The sequence below is a fragment of the Brachybacterium sp. GCM10030267 genome (genome assembly GCF_042666875.1).
GTDB lineage: Bacteria > Actinomycetota > Actinomycetes > Actinomycetales > Dermabacteraceae > Brachybacterium.
On sequence record NZ_JBHTCX010000011.1, the window covers coordinates 22,872 to 38,259 of the forward strand.

Consider the following 15,388-nt stretch of genomic DNA (forward strand, 5'->3'; position numbering starts at 1 on the left):
CAAGGGATGTTGACAAAAGTTGTCAAGATCCCTTGACTCTGATGTCAAGGTACCCATACATTCGTCGTATGGATACAGCGACTCCGGCCTCCGGGCCGTTCCGCCCACCCGTGACCGCCGATCCGACCTCAGCCCCCTTTTCGTCCCAGGACGCCGGCGCCCAGCAGACCCCCGGGCTGCGCATCGCCGGGGTGCTCGCCGTGCGACCCGTGCTGATCCTGCTCCTGGGCCTCGGGCTCCTGGCGGCGAACCTCTCCCTGCTCTACGCCAACGCCCTCGTCGTCATCGTCGACCTGCTCGCCCTGGGGATCGTGGCCCGGGCGATGCACGCCGAGGGGCGCCGGCTGCGTGACCTCCTCGGTCCGTGGCGCTGGGTCGACCTCGCCTGGGGCGGGTTGCTGCTGGTCATCGTCGTGGTCGGGTTCCTGGCCTCGAACGTCGTCGCTAACCTCATCGTTCACGGTGGCGCGCCGCCGAGCCCGCAGACGACTCCGTCGATCCCGCTCTGGGTGGGGTTGGTCGGATTCCTCGTCGCCCCGCTGACCATCGCGGTGTCCGAGGAGGCCGTCTATCGGGGCTACGCGCAGCCCCGCCTGCAGCCGGCTCTCGGACGCATCGGTGCCCTGGTCATGGTCGCCGTCGTCTTCGCGCTCCAGCATGTCGGGTTCGCTCTGACCTCCGCCCCGGATATCGCGGCAAAGGTTCTCACCACCCTGTTCGCGGGACTGCTGCTCGGCGGGCTATGGCTGTGGATGCGCCGGCTGATGCCGCTCGTGCTCGCCCACTGGGGCCTGGATCTGCTGCTGGGACTGCCCACGCTCGCTGTGGCTCTGCTCTGACCCGGTCCACCGCACCTCTCGTCCGAAGGAGTTCCCATGACCACCTCCGCTCGCTCCCGTGCCAACCGTTCCTTCGCCCTCCGCTTCGTCGCCGGGGCGGTCCTCTACGGCCTCGCCCTCGTCCTCGCGGGCTTCTCCGCCGACATCGGCGTGCCCGCCTGGCTCCCAGCCCTCCTCGTCCTGCCCGCCGTCGGCCTCATGGCCTGGGCGAACATCGAGATGTACCGCAGCGGCGATGAATTCGAGAAGCGCAAGATCGCCGAGGCGATCCTGCTGGCCTTCGTCATCGCGACCCCGCTGATCCTGGCCGTCGGGGTGCTGCAGTTCTACCTGCTGCCGGAGCTGAACTGGATCTTCGCCTTCTCGATCCTCATGCTCGGCTGGATCGCCGGGACCATCGTCTCCGCCGTCCGCTACCGCTGAGGGGGACCGGAGATGCGCAACGACATCAAAGCCCGACGCACCGAACGTCGCTGGTCACAGGCCGAGCTCGGCGCCGCACTCGGCGTCTCCCGCCAGACGGTGATCGCCATCGAGAACGGCCGGTACGACCCGTCCCTGCCGCTGGCCTTCCGGATCGCCGCCGAGTTCGGCGCCCCGATCGAGGAGATCTTCCATCCCGACGACGAGGCGGACGGCGGCAGCTGAGGAGCGTTGCGGGGCGGCGCCGGCGCGTACCGGCTCGACATTCCGGTGTCGTCCCGCGTTCACCGCCTCGCCACGGCGGCCTTGCCCGGCGCCCGTACCGTCGGCGGCTCAGCGAACCAGCCCTGCACCCCCTGAGCCCCCAGAAAGGTCATCTCCCGTGACCACTCGTCGCACCGCCCTCGCGCTCCTCGCCTCCACCACCGCAGCCGCCGGCCTCGCCGCCTGCTCCGAACCGGCCGACCCGGACGCGGCCGCCGGTGACGCGGGGGCCTCCGACGCCGGCGGAGGCGAGTCCACCACCATCACCCTGTACACCTCGGAGCCCCAGGCCAAGATCGACGAACTGATCGCCGCCTTCAACAAGGAGCACCCCGAGATCACCGTCGAGACGTTCCGCGCCGGCACCGGCGACCTCAAGACCCGCATCGACACCGAGAAGGAGACCGGCGCGGTCGGCGCCGACGTGCTCATCGCGGCCGACGCCCCCACCTTCGAGGGCTACAAGGCCGAGGACCTGCTCGCCCCGTACGAGCCCGCCGAGGCGGACGCGCTGCTGCCCGAGGTGCTCGACGCCGACGGCTACTACGTCGGCACCCGCATCATCCCCACCGTGATCATGGTCAACACGAACGAGATCACCGAGCCGCCCACCAGCTGGCAGGAGCTCACCGGCGAGCAGTACCGCGACCAGCTGGTGATGCCGAACCCCGACGTCTCCGGCGCGGCCGCCTACAACGCCGCTGTGTGGCTGGCCGACGATCAGCTCGGCGAGGCCTGGCTCAGCGACCTGGCCGCCAACAATCCCGTGATCGCCGAGTCCAACGGGCCCACCTCGCAGGCGGTCGCCGAAGCCGCCCAGCCCGTCGGCATCGTCGTGGACTACCTCGTGCGCGACCTCGCCGCCGAGGGCTCCCCCGTGGAGGTCTCCTACCCCTCCGAGGGCGTGCCCTACATCAGCCAGCCCGGCGCCATCTTCGCCGACTCCCAGCACCCCGAAGCCGCCGCCACCTTCCTCGACTTCGTCGTCAGCACCACCGGCCAGGAGCTCGCCGTCGCCCAGAGCTACCTGCCGGTGCGCGAGGACGCCGGCACCCCCGAGGGCGCACCGGCCATGGCCGATATCGCCCTGATGACCCCGGAGGCCGAGGCGGTCACCACCGACCAGCAGGCCGCCGCCGTCGACACCTTCAACGGGATCATGGGCGGGTGAAGCCCGCTCTGCTCAACACCCCCGAGCGGACATCGCACTCGCCCGCCCCGGATCGGGCGGTCACCGTCGCGGCGCTGCCGAACGGACCGCGTATCGGACCGATCGCCCTCAGCCGGCTGGCCGTCTGGCTGCTGCTGGCCGGCCTCGTCGCCGCGCCGCTGGCGATGGTGGTCTCGCTCGCCCTCGGCGACAACCACGCCGACCTGCTGCTGCGCGACGGCATCGCCCGCGCGACGGTCAACAGCCTGGTCACCTCGGGCCTGTCGGCCGCCTTCAGCGTCGTGATCGCCCTCGTGCTCGCACTGGCGCTGGAGCGCACCGACCTGCCGGGACGGCGCTGGATCCGCCTGCTCTCGCTGAGCCCGATGCTCATGCCGCCCTTCGTCGGCGCCATCGCCTGGAGCGGGCTGCTGGGCCCCGGCGGCTCACTGAACCAGCTGTTCGGCGCGCCCCTGTGGGACATCCGCGGCGGCGACGGGGTGACTTTCCTGCTGACGGTGCACTCGGTGCCGCTGGCCTACCTGATCATCGCCGGCGCCCTGCACCGGGTCCCTGCGGCCCTCGAGGAGGCCGCCCGGATCTCCGGCGCCGCGCCCTGGCAGGTCTTCGCCGACGTCACCTTCCCGCTGCTGCGCCCCGCGGTGCTCTCGGCCTTCACGCTGAATGCCGTCTCCGCGCTCGGCGACTTCGGCATCCCCGCCCTGCTCGGGCTGCCCGAACGCTTCTACACCCTCTCCACGATGGTCTACCGGTACATCCAGTCCGGCACCGTCGAGGCGCCGCTTCAGGTCTCCGCCCAGATCGGACTGCTGCTGATGATGCTGGGCATCGCCGGCGCCATCGCGGACTACCTGGCCTCGCGCCGCGTCGGCAGTGAGCTGACCGGTGACGGGAGCGGCAGCATCCTGCGCCTGGGCACCCTGCGCGTGCCGGCGGCCGCGGTGATCGCCGCAGCGGTGCTGGCCGTGACGATCCTGCCGCTGCTCGGGCTCGCCCTGCGCGCCCTGGTGCCGGCGCCCGGCATCCCCCTGACGCCCGGTACCGCCACCCTGGAGAACTTCACCACCGCCCTGACCTCGCCGAACTCTCAGCGCGGCATCCTGAACTCCCTGCTGCTCGCGGCAGGGGCCGCCCTCGCCACGACTGTCCTCGGCACCGTCATCGGCATGCTGACCACCCGCACCCGCTCCCGGGACAACGCCGGGATGCTGGTGGCGACCCTGCTGCCCCAAGCCATCCCCGGCACCATCATCGCCGTCGGCTGGCTGATCCTGGGCCGGTACACCGGGCTGTACAACACGCGTGAGCTGATCCTGCTCGCCTACATCACCGCGTTCACAGCCATCGTGGTCCAGGCCGTGCGCGCCCCCCTGGCCGGCACCCCCACCGCGCTGGAGGAGGCCGCCCGGATCTCCGGCGCCACCCGCGGCCGCGCCCTCGTGGATGTCGCCGGCCGGCTCGCCGTCCCCGCGGCCCTGACCGGTGGCCTGCTGGTGGCCCTGACCGCCGTGCGGGAACTGACCCTGTCGGCCCTGCTGCTGGCCCCCGGTGCGCAGACCCTCGGGGTCGTCATCTTCAACCTCCAGCAGGCCGGGGACTACAACTCCGCCTCCGCCCTGTCCCTCCTCGTCGCCGTGGTGGGCCTGACCGGTCTCGCACTGGTCGGGACGTCCCGCCCCCTGAGGTGAATGAATGTCCAGCCTGACCTGCACCGACCTCAGCCTCACCTACCCCGGCGGCACCCGCGCGCTGGACCGGGTCTCGCTCGCCGCGGCCGACGGGGAGTTCCTCGCCCTGGTGGGCCCCTCCGGATCCGGCAAGACCAGCCTGCTGCGAGCCATCGCCGGGTTCGTCCAGCCCGACGCCGGCACCATCACCCTCGGCGAGACCACCGTCTCCGGAGCCGATGCCTGGGTACCGCCCGAGCGGCGCGGCCTGGGCATGGTCTTCCAGCAGCACGCCATCTGGCCCCACTGGTCGGTCGGCCGCAACGTCGACTACCCGCTGCGGCGCACCGGCCTCGCGGCGAACGAGCGGCGCCGGCGCACGGAGCACGCCCTCGAGCTGGTGGGCCTGGCCGAGTACCGCGACCGCAACCCCGCGACCCTCTCCGGCGGGCAGCGCCAGCGGGTCGCACTCGCCCGCGCCCTGGCCGCCCGGCCCCGGGTGCTGCTGCTGGACGAGGCGCTCTCGGCGCTGGATGAGCCGCTGCGCGCCGCGATGCGGGTCGAGATCCGCATGCTCGCCGAGCGGGAGGGCCTGACCGTCGTGCACGTGACGCACGACCGCGAGGAGGCGCTCGCCGTGGCCGACCGGGTGGCCGTGCTCGATCACGGCGCCCTCCAGCAGGTCGGGACCCCTCAGGAGCTGGTCGAGGATCCTGCGACCTCCTTCGTCGCCTCGTTCCTGGCCGACGCCACCCTGCTGGACGTCGTGCCCGCCGGCGGCGAACTGCGGCTGCGCACGGGCGGCCACCGCGTGCCCGTCGACGTGGTGCGGACCATGAGCGCCGACGGTCCGGGCGGCGCGAGGGCCGACGCTCCTGCCGGCGCGGACGCCGACGGCCCGGGCGGCGCGAGGGCCGACGATTCCGGCAGCGACGCGCGGACCGCCACCGGCCACGTCCTGGCCGTGCTTCCCGAGGAGGTCCGTCTGCGCGCCGACCCGGAGGGGGCGGGGCACGTCGAATCGAGCCTGTTCACCCGCACCGGCGCGCAGGTCCAGCTGACCTGGCACGGGCAGCCGCTGCAGGCACGCGTCCCGGAGCGCGGCCTGCGCCGGGGCGACCGCGTGGACGTCCGCGTCGGCCGGGCGCTGCTGTACGGCGGGGCCGGCGTCGCAACCGCTCCCTGACCGCCCGCCGTGCCGTCGGGTGCGGCGACCGGCACCGCCGTCGGACGCGCGGACCGGCCGCGCGGCCAGACCGCTCAGCCGAACCGCGCGGCCAGACCGCTCAGCCGGACCGCGCGGCCAGACCGCTCAGCCGGACCGCTCAGCCAGACCGCTCGGCACACCGTCATCCTTGTCGGCCGAGCGCCTCCTGCGTAGGGTCCGCCGCAGAGGGACAGCGTGTGCGAACGGCGTCCGGATCACAGTCGTGCGGGCGTCGGCGAGCGGAAGGAACTCGATGACGACCAGGGACACGGACAGGATCGCCGAGCCATGGGGGCAGCGCACCCCGTACGGACCAGGTCAGACGTGGCCCGTGCGCGTGGACACGCATCTGGCCGAAGGGGTGACTGAGGCGGACGTCGACCGCTGGGTCCAGGCCGCCTCCATCCTCCACTCCAACGGCGACGCCCTCGACATCGCGGTCAAGGACGACCGGATGGTCGGCGTGCGCGGCAGGGCGGAGGACCGCGTCAACCACGGCCGCCTCGGCGTCAAGGACCTCTACGGCTGGCAGGCCAATGCCTCGGGGGATCGACTCACGCGGCCGCTGATCCGCGAGGACGGCGAACTGGTCGAGACCGACTGGGACACGGCGATGGACCGCGTGGCTGGCCGTACCCGCGAGCTCCTGGACGAGCAGGGGCCCAGTGCGATCGGCTTCTACACCACCGGCCAGCTCTTCGCGGAGGAGTACTACACCCTCGGACTCCTGGCCCACGGCGGGATCGGCACCAACCACGTCGACGGCAATACACGGCTGTGCACCGCGACCGCCGCGGCCGCACTGAAGGAATCCTTCGCCTGCGACGGCCAGCCGGGCTCGTACACCGACATCGACCACGCCGACGTGATCGCCCTGTACGGGCACAACATGGCGGAGACTCAGTCGGTGCTGTGGATGCGGATCCTGGACCGCCTGGAGGGGCCGAATCCGCCGCAGCTGATCTGCGTGGACCCGCGGCCGACGAAGGTCGCCGAGCACGCCACCGTGCACCTGGCACCGCGACCCGGCACCAATGTCGCCCTCGTGAACGCCCTGCTGCACGAGATCGTCACCCATGACTGGGTCGATCACGACTATCTCGACGCGCACGCGGTGGGCTACGACGAGCTGAGCAAGCGCGTGCGCGAGTACCCGCCGGAGGTCGCCGCCCGGATCTGCGACATCCCGGCCGAGCAGATCCGCGAGGCCGCCCGCCTCCTCGGCAGCGCCGAGCGGCTGCTGTCGACCGTGCTCCAGGGCTTCTACCAGTCCAACCAGGCCACTGCTGCGGCCGTGCAGGTCAACAACATCCACATCGTCCGCGGCATGCTCGGTGCCCCCGGTCGCGGCATCCTGCAGATGAACGGTCAGCCCACCGCGCAGAACACTCGCGAGTGCGGCGGGGACGGTGACCTGCCGGGCTTTCGCAACTGGTCCAACGACGCCCACGTCGCCGACCTCGCGAAGGTGTGGAACGTGGACCCGATGTCCATCCCGCACTACTCCCCGCCCACCCATGTCATGCAGATGATGCGCTACGTGGAGGAGGGCTCGATCAAGCTGCTGTGGGTCAGCGGCACCAACCCGGCGGTCTCGCTGCCCGAGCTCGCCCGCATCCGCTCGATCCTGCAGCGCGAGGGACTGCTGCTGGTGGTCCAGGACATCTTCCTGACCGAGACCGCCCAGCTGGCCGACGTGGTCCTGCCCGCCGCCACCTGGGGCGAGAAGACGGGAACCTTCACCAACGTCGACCGCACCGTCCACCTCTCCGAGAAGGCGATCGATCCACCCGGCGAGGCGAGGCCCGATCTCGACATCTTCGTCGACTACGCCCGTCGCCTCGACCTGCGCGACAAGGACGGCGGCCCGCTGGTGCCGTGGACCGAACCGGAGGAGGCCTTCGAGGCGTGGAAGGAATGCACCCGCGGGCGGCCGTGCGACTACACCGGCATCACCTACGACAAGCTCCGCGGCGGCTCGGGCATCCAGTGGCCCTGCAACGACGAGCACCCCGAGGGCTCCGAGCGCATCTACCAGGACGGGATGTTCTGGGCCGACCCGATGTACTGCGAGAGCTACGGCCGCGACCTCGTCACCGGTGCCCCGCTGGAGCCGGACGAATACAAGTCCATGAACCCCTCCGGCAAGGCGGTGCTGAAGGCGGCGGCGTACATGCCTCCGCACGAGCTGCCCAGCGCCGAGTACCCGCTGCAGCTGATCACCGGGCGCACCCTGTACCACTTCCACACCCGCACCAAGACGGGACGCGCGCCGCAGCTGCAGGCCGCGGCTCCGGAGGTCTGGGTCGAGATGTCCGTCGGCGACGCCGACCGGGGCGGCTTCACCGAGGGAGATCTGGCCCGCATCACCACGCCGCGGGGCGTGGTGGAGGCCGCGGTGCGCATCACCGGGATCCGGGACGGCGTGCTGTTCCTGCCCTTCCACTACGGCTACTGGGACACCGATGCCGGGCACGAGCCGGACGCGGCCGGCCGCGCCGCGAACGAGCTGACCATCACCGACTGGGATCCGGCCTCCAAGCAGCCGATCTTCAAGACCGCGGCCGCGCGGATCGAGCTGGTCACGGCCGGTTCCGGCCCGTCTGCCCCGGCGCCGACGACGACCGCGTCCGCCTCGGTGACGCGGACCCGGACCACCGGGACGCCGACGGCCGGTGGCCCGGCGGCGACCGCGAGCGAGAGCATCGAGACGGAGGGGGCACGATGAAGATCGGACTGGCACTGGCGGAGCTGCACCGCTCGGAGAACAACCTGGCACGGAAGCTGCTGCACATCTCGGAGCGGCACAAGGTCGACCACGAGATCTACCACCTGGGGCAGGACCTCGCCCGCTGGTCCCAGCGGCACGTGCGGGAGCTGGCCGAGATCGCCCCGCAGTTCGGCCAGCAGCTGGATCCCGAGCCCGCGGGGGAGCATCCGCTGCGCCAGAAGCTGCGCGAGCGCAGCAGCGACCTGCTGGGCCGGGACAGCAAGGTCGGCCTGCTGCTGCTGGTCGACCTGCGCGAGACCTACACGATGGCCGCGGGCGTCTCGGCCGACTGGGAGATGCTCGGCCAGGCTGCGCAGGGCATCAAGCACGCGGAACTGCTCGCGCTGACCAAGCGCTGCCACCCGGACAACCTGCGGCAGATGCGGTGGGCCAACGGGAAGCTCAAGGAGTCCTCCACCCAGGTCCTGGTGAGCTGAGGACGGGTTCCGGCGGGAAGCAGGTAGGCCGGCGGCCCCGGCGGCTCGGCCGCGCCTGCCGATCCGGCCGTCCCGGGGTCCCGGGGCCCGGGGTCGCGGGGCCTCGCGCAACTTCGTGGTCCGGTGCGCGACCTGATGGCGCTCAGGCGGGGTGACTCGGCGCTGGCCGCCATATAGTTGCATCCCTTCCGGCGGCGCAGCGGTGCGGCGGCGCGGCGGTGCGGCGGTGCGGCGGCGCGGCAGTCGGCGGCCGGCACGGGCTCAGCCGGTGCTGTCCCCGTGGCTCGCGTCGGCCTCCCGGCTGGTGCCCCCTCCCGCAGCCGGCGCGCCGGCGGGACGCGTGCCCAGCAGGAGGTTCAGTCCCCAACCCAGCGCGGTGACCAGCACGACGGCCCCGGCCATCGACGCCCACGCGGCCGCTCCCGAGAGCACGCCGAGGCTGACGATCAGGGTCGTCGCCCCGGCCGGCGGGTGCGGGGTGCGCAGGGCGGTGAGGACGAACGTGGTCACGGCCAGCGAGCCGGCGCCGGCGACGAGGTAGGCCGGGGTCAGTCCGCCCTCGGCGGCCGACGGCGCGCCCAGCAGACCGAGCCCGAGGACCGCGGCGATCCCCGCCAACAGCGCCACTGCGTGCCCGATCAGGGCGTTCAGCGGCCGTGACGCTTTCTGCTGGGGCGATTCGAAGAACAGCATGACCGTCGGCCCCAGGCTGGGGAAGAGCCATGGCTGGTGCAGCATCAGACCTACGGCACCGGCCGCCGCCAGGACCACCAGCGCCAGCACGGCCGCGTACACCGCTGCCCCGAGCGAACCTGCTCTCTCCTGCATCCGCTGCAGCATCGGCACCTCCATGCACGTCACCGTCGGTAGGGGTCGCCTCGCGCGGCGAGCGTAACGCCGGGCGCGCCGGCCCGGCACGACGTGGAACGAGTGGTCGAGAGCGGCCGGCGAGACGACGAGGCCCGGGCGCATGCAGATGCCTGACCATGGAGGGTGAGCGCTTCACCACGAGAGGACACCGCATGACTGCCACGCCCCTCCAGGACACCCTCGACCAGGTCCTTCGCCGTAATCCGGGGGAACCGGAGTTCCACCAGGCCGTGCGCGAGGTCTTCGAATCCCTCGAGGTGCTGCAGGGCAAGCATCCCGAGTACGCGGACGCCAACGTGCTGATGCGCCTGTGCGAACCCGAGCGGCAGATCATCTTCCGCGTCCCGTGGGTCGATGACCAGGGCACCGTCCAGGTCAACCGCGGATTCCGCGTCGAGTTCAACTCCGCGCTGGGCCCCTACAAGGGCGGTCTGCGATTCCGTTCCAGCGTGAACCTCGGTATCGTGAAGTTCCTCGGCTTCGAGCAGATCTTCAAGAACTCGCTGACCGGGCTGCCGATCGGCGGCGGCAAGGGCGGCTCCGACTTCGATCCGCGCGGCCGCTCCGACGGGGAGGTGATGCGCTTCTGCCAGTCGTTCATGACGGAGCTGTACCGCCATCTGGGTGAGCATACGGACGTCCCGGCCGGGGACATCGGCGTCGGGGCCCGCGAGATCGGCTACCTCTTCGGCCAGTACAAGCGCCTGACGAACCGCTACGAAGCGGGGGTGCTGACCGGCAAGGGCCTGGACTGGGGCGGCTCGCTGGTGCGCAAGGAGGCCACCGGGTACGGCGTGGCGATCTTCGCCGACGAGATGCTGCGCGCCCGCGGCAGCTCCGTCGAGAGCCGCCGGGTGGCCGTGTCCGGGTCCGGCAACGTCGCGCTGTACGCGATCGAGAAGGTCCAGCAGCTCGGCGGGATCCCGGTGACCGCCTCGGACTCCTCGGGCTGCGTCATCGACGAGGACGGGATCGACCTCCCGCTGCTGCAGCAGATCAAGGAGGCCGAGCGGGGGCGGATCTCCGAGTATGCCGAGCGCCGCGGCGGGCGCGCCCGCTATGTCGAGGACGGCCAGGTCTGGGACGTGCCTGTGGAGATCGCGCTGCCGTGCGCGACCCAGAACGAGCTCGATGCCGACGCGGCGCGCGGGCTCATCGAGGGCGGGGTGCTGGCGGTTGCCGAGGGCGCCAACATGCCCTGCACGCCGGAGGCCGTGGACCTCTTCGCCGAGGCCGCCGTCGCCTACGGCCCGGGCAAGGCCGCCAACGCCGGGGGAGTGGCCACCAGCGCGCTGGAGATGCAGCAGAACGCCAGCCGTGACGCGTGGAGCTTCGAGTACACCGAGCAGCGGCTCACGCAGATCATGAAGGACATCCACACCACCTGCCTCGAGACGGCGGAGGAGGTCGGCCGCCCCGGGGACTACGCGGTGGGCGCCAATATCGCCGGTTTCCGCAAGGTCGCCGACGCCATGATCGCCTTCGGCGTGGTCTGATCCGGCGGGGCCGACGGTCCCTGCTCCTCGTCAGCCCGTTCGAGAACGCCGGTCGCACTGATCCAGTGCGGCCGGCGTTTCCCGCGCGCCCTGGCGACGCAGTGACTCAGGGCACAGGCCCTCAGCTGGGAACGATTCTCAGCTACTGCTAACCTCTCACCCATGGATACTATGAGAAGCATTATCATGAAGCGACGGGTGGTGGCGCTCGCCGGAGCGGGCGTGCTGGCGCTGGCCGCCTGCAGCGGCGGGGACTCGGGCGGAGCGTCGGACGGCGGCTCCTCCGGGGCGTCCGACGGGGCTGCCGAGTCCGCCCCGGAGCAGGTCGAGGTCGGTGCGCTCAGCCCGCGCATCGTCCTCGCCCACGACGGCGGCGTCACCACGCTGGACTCCACCGACGGCACCGAGCTGGGCAGTGCCGAGCTCGAGGGCTACGTCCGCCTGAATCCCGCGGGCGACGGTCGCCATGTCGCCGTCAGCGCCGCCGACGCGATCACGATGTACGACACCGGCTTGATCGCCCAGGCGCACGGCGACCATTTCCACTACTACGAGCAGGAGCCGCTGCTGACGGACCTCGGGGTCGACGCCCCGCATCCGGGCCACGTGGTTCCCCACGGGGACCGCACGGCCCTGTTCGCCGACGGCACCGGCGACGTCACCGTCATCGACCCGTCCCAGCTGGCCGAGGGCGACCTCGGGGTGCTCGAGGAGACCAGCACCGAGGATCCGCACCACGGTGTCGCCGTGCCGCTGTCCGACGGAGGCATGCTCGTCACCCAGGGCACCGAGGACGCCCGCAGCACCGTCCAGGTGCTCGACGCGGACGGCAACGTCACCGCCGAGACCGACGACTGCCCGGGCGTGCACGGCGAGGCCGCCGCCCAGCCCACGGAGTCCGGCGACGTCATCTCCCTGGGCTGCGAGAACGGGCCCGTGATCTATCGCGACGGGGAGTTCCACAAGGTCCCGGTCGAGACGGACTACCAGCGCTCGGGGAACCAGAAGGGCGTCGAGTCCTCCCCGATCGTGCTGGCCGATCACAAGGTCGAGGCAGAGCCCGAGGGCGGCATCGAGCGCCCCACCGAGATCGCCCTGATCGACACCCGTGACGACTCCATGCAGACCGTCGACCTCGGCTCCGAATACTGGTTCCGCTCCCTGGACCGCGGCCCGGAGGGTGAGGCACTGGTTCTGACCGCCGACGGCGAGCTGAACATCCTCGACCCTGAGACCGGCGAGATGCTCCACGAGGTTCCCGTCACCGGCGAGTGGACCGAGCCCGACGAGTGGCAGCAGCCCGGCCCCATGATGGCCGTCGCCGACGGCACGGCCTTCGTCGTCGACCCCGAGGCCCAGAAGCTCTCCATGGTCGACATCGCCGGCGGCGAGGTCTACCGCGAGCTCGACCTGCCGGTGGTCCCGCACGAGATCCAGGTGGCGACCGGCACCGCCTCCGGGGAGTACGACGTCTCCGGCGGGGAGGGCGAAGAGGGTCACGATCACGAGGGTCATGACCACGAGGGCGAGGCCAGCGACGCCGGCGGCGACCACGAGGGCCATGACCACGAGGGCCATGACCATGAGGACGAGGAGGGCCACGACCACTGAGTCCGTGGCTCACCGCCCGCCGGCCGTCTGCGCGTCACTGCGTGGAAGGCTCCGGGCGCCCCGCGGGCGGCACGTCCGCCCGCGGGGTTCTCGACGCGGCTCACCCCGGGGGAGTTCGCACGGCGGTGGCGACAGGATCACCACTGACGCGGCGGGGCTCGCTGTCGACGCGGGCTGACAGCGGCGAGGGCTGAGAGGGGAGAGTCCCCGAACGTCTCCGGGGGACGAGTCCCGGACGCAACGCCCCGGACCCTGCATTTTCAGAATATAGACGGACCCGGGGCTTGCCGCAAGGCCCCTATCGGGCGGCAGGATATGCGGCCGCGGTCGATTCCGGAAGCCGCGGTCGATTCTGAGGAGGGGGCATTCATGGACGACGTGATCATCAGCGGGGGCGGCTCGACCGGCATGATGCTGGCGAGCGAACTGAGGCTCCAGGGAGTGGACGTCCTGGTGGTGGAGAAGGATGCGGTGCCGGGCCGGCTGGCGCGATCATTGGGCCTGCACGTGCGCAGCATCGAGATCATGGATCAACGGGGCCTGCTGGATCGGTTCCTCGAGCACGGCCGGAAATATCCACGCGCTGCGGATTTCGCGGGTGTTTCCCGGCCCTGGCCGGACGATATGGATACGGCGCACGGGTACGTCCTCGGCATTCCGCAGACGATCACCGACCGGCTGCTGGCCGAGCGGGCCGTCGAGCTCGGGGCGCAGGTCCGTCGCGGTGAGGCAGTCAGCGGCGTCGAGCAGGACGAGAAGGGGGTCACCGTCGAGCTGGCCGGGGGCGAGCGGCTGCGCTCGCGCTGGCTGGTCGGCTGCGACGGCGGCCGGAGCCTGGTGCGCAAGACGCTCGGCGTCGGCTTCCCGGGGCAGGCCGCCACGACCGAATGGCTGCTCGGGGAGATGGAGGCCACGACGCCGGCCGACGAGATCGCCGCGATCACGGAGGACGTCCGCACGCGCCATCGCGGCTTCGGGATCGGCCCGGCGGGGGAGGACGGTGTGTATCGCGCCGTCGTGCCCGCCGCGACGGTGGCCGAGGACCGCGCCGTCCCGCCGTCGCTCGACGAGTTCCGCGAACAGTTTCGCGCCTACGCCGGGACCGACTTCGGCATCCATTCGCCGCGATCCCTGTCGCGGTTCACGGATGCGACCCGCCTGGCCGAGCACTACCGCGTCGGCCGCGTGCTCCTCGCCGGCGATGCCGCGCACGTCCACCCGCCCATGGGAGGCCAGGGACTGAACCTCGGCATCCAGGACGCGTTCAATCTGGGCTGGAAGCTCGCCGCGACCGTCCAGGGCTGGGCACCGCAGACGCTGCTGGATACGTACGAGAGCGAACGCCGGCCGGTGGCCGATGACGTGCTGACCACGACGCGTGCCCAGTCGCAGCTGATCTCGCCGGAGCCCGGCCCCCAGGCGGTGCGCCGGCTGCTGGAAGAGCTGGCGGAGTTCGACGAGGTCAACCGGTTCCTGCTCGAGAAGGTCATCGGCACCGGAATCCGTTACGACATGGGATCCGGCCACGAGCTGGTGGGCCGTCGGCTGCGCGACCTCGAGCTGCCCACCGGGCGTCTGTACGAGTTGATGCGGGAGGGACGGGGCCTATTGCTCGGCGGGACCGGTCGTCTCTCCGTGGCCGGGTGGGCCGACCGCGTCGACCACATGGTCGAGGTCGGCGATGAGCTCGAGGCGCCGGCTGTGCTGCTGCGCCCCGACGGCTACGTGGCGTGGGCCGGCGAGGATCCGGTCGAGCTGCACGCGTCCCTGCGCGCGTGGTTCGGGCCGGATCAGGAGGTCAGTAGCCCAGCTGGTCCGCCCGGGCGATGATCGCCTCGGCGGTGGCCACGGCCTGGTCGGCGTAGGCCTCGCCGAACAGGTGGACGTGGGCGAGCAGGCCGAAGAACAGGTGGGCGGGCAGGTCCTGCTGCCAGTCGCCCGGCATCGGGTGCTCGGCCTCGTACCCCTCGAAGATCTCGTCCAGGTGGGGTGCGCCGAACAGGGACAGCATCGCGAGGTCCTCGAGGCGGTGGCCACCGTGGGCGGCCGGGTCGATCAGCGTCACCCCGTCCTCGGTCCACATGAGGTTGCCGGACCACAGGTCGCCGTGGACACGGGCGGGCTCCTCGGAGCCCTGTCCGCTGATGCCGTCGTAGGCCCCGTCGGCGATCATGTCGATCGCCTCGTCCACGGTGTCGTGGCCGTCGGCCCCGAGCGTCCGGGTGACCTTGTCGGCCAGCGGCCGCAGGCGGTCGTCGGCGTAGTAGTCGGGGAAGTCAGCGTGCGTGGAGGTGGAGACGGTGAAGGGGTTCTCCAGTGGGCCGAACCAGGCCGCCTCGGCCGGGGTCCAGCCGAAGTCCGGTGCGCCGGCGTCGTGCAGACGAGCCAGGCCGCGGCCGAACTCGCGGGCCGCCCCGGCGCTCGGAGCGGTCGTCGTCAGCTGCTGCAGGCGCAGGAAGTCCTTGCCCTCCTCGAGGACGGGCACGACGGGGACGGCCTGCGGCTCTGCCAGCCAGCGCAGCCCGGCGGCTTCGGCGGCGAAGTATCCCGCGGGGGCACCGGAACTGTTCTTCACGAAGTCACTCATGCCCCCACCGTATGCCGATGCGCTCGGCGCGCCACCACTTGCGCCC

General features: G+C 71.7%; 13 protein-coding genes. 11 read left to right on the forward strand and 2 right to left on the reverse strand.

Annotated features, from left to right (window positions below):
* Positions 1–68 precede the first annotated feature (68 nt).
* The 8 genes from ACFQS2_RS09360 (at position 69) to ACFQS2_RS09395 (ending at position 8,778) form a co-directional block, all read left to right on the forward strand.
* Positions 69–839 carry a CPBP family intramembrane glutamic endopeptidase gene (locus tag ACFQS2_RS09360; protein ID WP_377793486.1) on the forward strand — a complete coding sequence of 257 codons (771 nt, stop codon included), beginning with the start codon at positions 69–71 and terminating at the stop codon, positions 837–839.
* Positions 840–875: 36 nt separating this feature from the next.
* Positions 876–1,262, forward strand: a complete 387-nt coding sequence (locus ACFQS2_RS09365; RefSeq protein ID WP_377793487.1) for a hypothetical protein — start codon at positions 876–878, stop codon at positions 1,260–1,262.
* Positions 1,263–1,274: 12 nt separating this feature from the next.
* Positions 1,275–1,487, forward strand: a complete 213-nt coding sequence (locus tag ACFQS2_RS09370) for a helix-turn-helix transcriptional regulator (protein WP_377017683.1) — start codon at positions 1,275–1,277, stop codon at positions 1,485–1,487.
* 157 nt (positions 1,488–1,644) lie between these two features.
* Positions 1,645–2,697, forward strand: a complete 1,053-nt coding sequence (locus ACFQS2_RS09375; RefSeq protein WP_377793488.1) for an ABC transporter substrate-binding protein — start codon at positions 1,645–1,647, stop codon at positions 2,695–2,697.
* A complete protein-coding gene (locus ACFQS2_RS09380) occupies positions 2,694–4,385 on the forward strand; it encodes an ABC transporter permease (protein WP_377793489.1) in 1,692 nt (563 codons plus the stop codon). Before ACFQS2_RS09375 ends, ACFQS2_RS09380 begins: the two co-directional genes overlap by 4 nt.
* A 4-nt stretch (positions 4,386–4,389) precedes the next feature.
* Entirely contained in the window at positions 4,390–5,550 is a 1,161-nt protein-coding gene (locus tag ACFQS2_RS09385; protein ID WP_377793490.1) for an ABC transporter ATP-binding protein, read from the forward strand.
* A 274-nt stretch (positions 5,551–5,824) separates the two neighbouring features.
* Positions 5,825–8,299 carry a molybdopterin oxidoreductase family protein gene (locus tag ACFQS2_RS09390; RefSeq protein WP_377793491.1) on the forward strand — a complete coding sequence of 825 codons (2,475 nt, stop codon included), beginning with the start codon at positions 5,825–5,827 and terminating at the stop codon, positions 8,297–8,299.
* Entirely contained in the window at positions 8,296–8,778 is a 483-nt protein-coding gene (locus tag ACFQS2_RS09395) for a hypothetical protein (RefSeq protein ID WP_377017673.1), read from the forward strand. Before ACFQS2_RS09390 ends, ACFQS2_RS09395 begins: the two co-directional genes overlap by 4 nt.
* Before the next feature lie 261 nt (positions 8,779–9,039).
* On the opposite strand, the gene ACFQS2_RS09400 is transcribed toward ACFQS2_RS09395, so the two are convergent.
* Positions 9,040–9,618 carry an HPP family protein gene (locus tag ACFQS2_RS09400; RefSeq protein WP_377793492.1) on the reverse strand — a complete coding sequence of 193 codons (579 nt, stop codon included), beginning with the start codon at positions 9,616–9,618 and terminating at the stop codon, positions 9,040–9,042.
* A gap of 182 nt (positions 9,619–9,800) precedes the next feature.
* Between ACFQS2_RS09400 and gdhA the strand changes: the two genes are divergently transcribed.
* From gdhA to rox, 3 genes are all read left to right on the forward strand, one after another.
* The gene (gdhA, locus tag ACFQS2_RS09405) at positions 9,801–11,144 is read left to right on the forward strand and encodes an NADP-specific glutamate dehydrogenase (protein WP_377017669.1); all 1,344 of its coding nucleotides are present in this window, start codon (positions 9,801–9,803) and stop codon (positions 11,142–11,144) included.
* Between the two features lie 186 nt (positions 11,145–11,330).
* Positions 11,331–12,755 carry a hypothetical protein gene (locus ACFQS2_RS09410; RefSeq protein ID WP_377793493.1) on the forward strand — a complete coding sequence of 475 codons (1,425 nt, stop codon included), beginning with the start codon at positions 11,331–11,333 and terminating at the stop codon, positions 12,753–12,755.
* Positions 12,756–13,124: 369 nt separating this feature from the next.
* Complete coding sequence (rox, locus tag ACFQS2_RS09415) at positions 13,125–14,585, forward strand: rifampin monooxygenase (protein ID WP_377793494.1); 1,461 nt, start codon at positions 13,125–13,127, stop codon at positions 14,583–14,585.
* Here the strand turns inward: rox and ACFQS2_RS09420 are convergent.
* Positions 14,554–15,342 (reverse strand): fructosamine kinase family protein, encoded by a 789-nt coding sequence (locus ACFQS2_RS09420; protein WP_377017662.1) that lies wholly within the window; start codon positions 15,340–15,342, stop codon positions 14,554–14,556. The genes rox and ACFQS2_RS09420 overlap by 32 nt on opposite strands.
* Between the last annotated feature and the right edge of the window lie 46 nt (positions 15,343–15,388).

Bases quoted from the DNA above. Each gene is read 5' to 3' on its own strand.
- ACFQS2_RS09390 (WP_377793491.1), top strand. From the start codon at position 5,825: ATGACGACCAGGGACACGGACAGGATCGCCGAGCCATGGGGGCAGCGC.
- ACFQS2_RS09400 (WP_377793492.1), bottom strand. From the start codon at position 9,618: ATGCTGCAGCGGATGCAGGAGAGAGCAGGTTCGCTCGGGGCAGCGGTG.
- ACFQS2_RS09385 (WP_377793490.1), top strand. From the start codon at position 4,390: ATGTCCAGCCTGACCTGCACCGACCTCAGCCTCACCTACCCCGGCGGC.
- rox (WP_377793494.1), top strand. From the start codon at position 13,125: ATGGACGACGTGATCATCAGCGGGGGCGGCTCGACCGGCATGATGCTG.
- ACFQS2_RS09420 (WP_377017662.1), bottom strand. From the start codon at position 15,342: ATGAGTGACTTCGTGAAGAACAGTTCCGGTGCCCCCGCGGGATACTTC.
- gdhA (WP_377017669.1), top strand. From the start codon at position 9,801: ATGACTGCCACGCCCCTCCAGGACACCCTCGACCAGGTCCTTCGCCGT.
- ACFQS2_RS09360 (WP_377793486.1), top strand. From the start codon at position 69: ATGGATACAGCGACTCCGGCCTCCGGGCCGTTCCGCCCACCCGTGACC.
- ACFQS2_RS09370 (WP_377017683.1), top strand. From the start codon at position 1,275: ATGCGCAACGACATCAAAGCCCGACGCACCGAACGTCGCTGGTCACAG.
- ACFQS2_RS09395 (WP_377017673.1), top strand. From the start codon at position 8,296: ATGAAGATCGGACTGGCACTGGCGGAGCTGCACCGCTCGGAGAACAAC.
- ACFQS2_RS09365 (WP_377793487.1), top strand. From the start codon at position 876: ATGACCACCTCCGCTCGCTCCCGTGCCAACCGTTCCTTCGCCCTCCGC.
- ACFQS2_RS09410 (WP_377793493.1), top strand. From the start codon at position 11,331: ATGAAGCGACGGGTGGTGGCGCTCGCCGGAGCGGGCGTGCTGGCGCTG.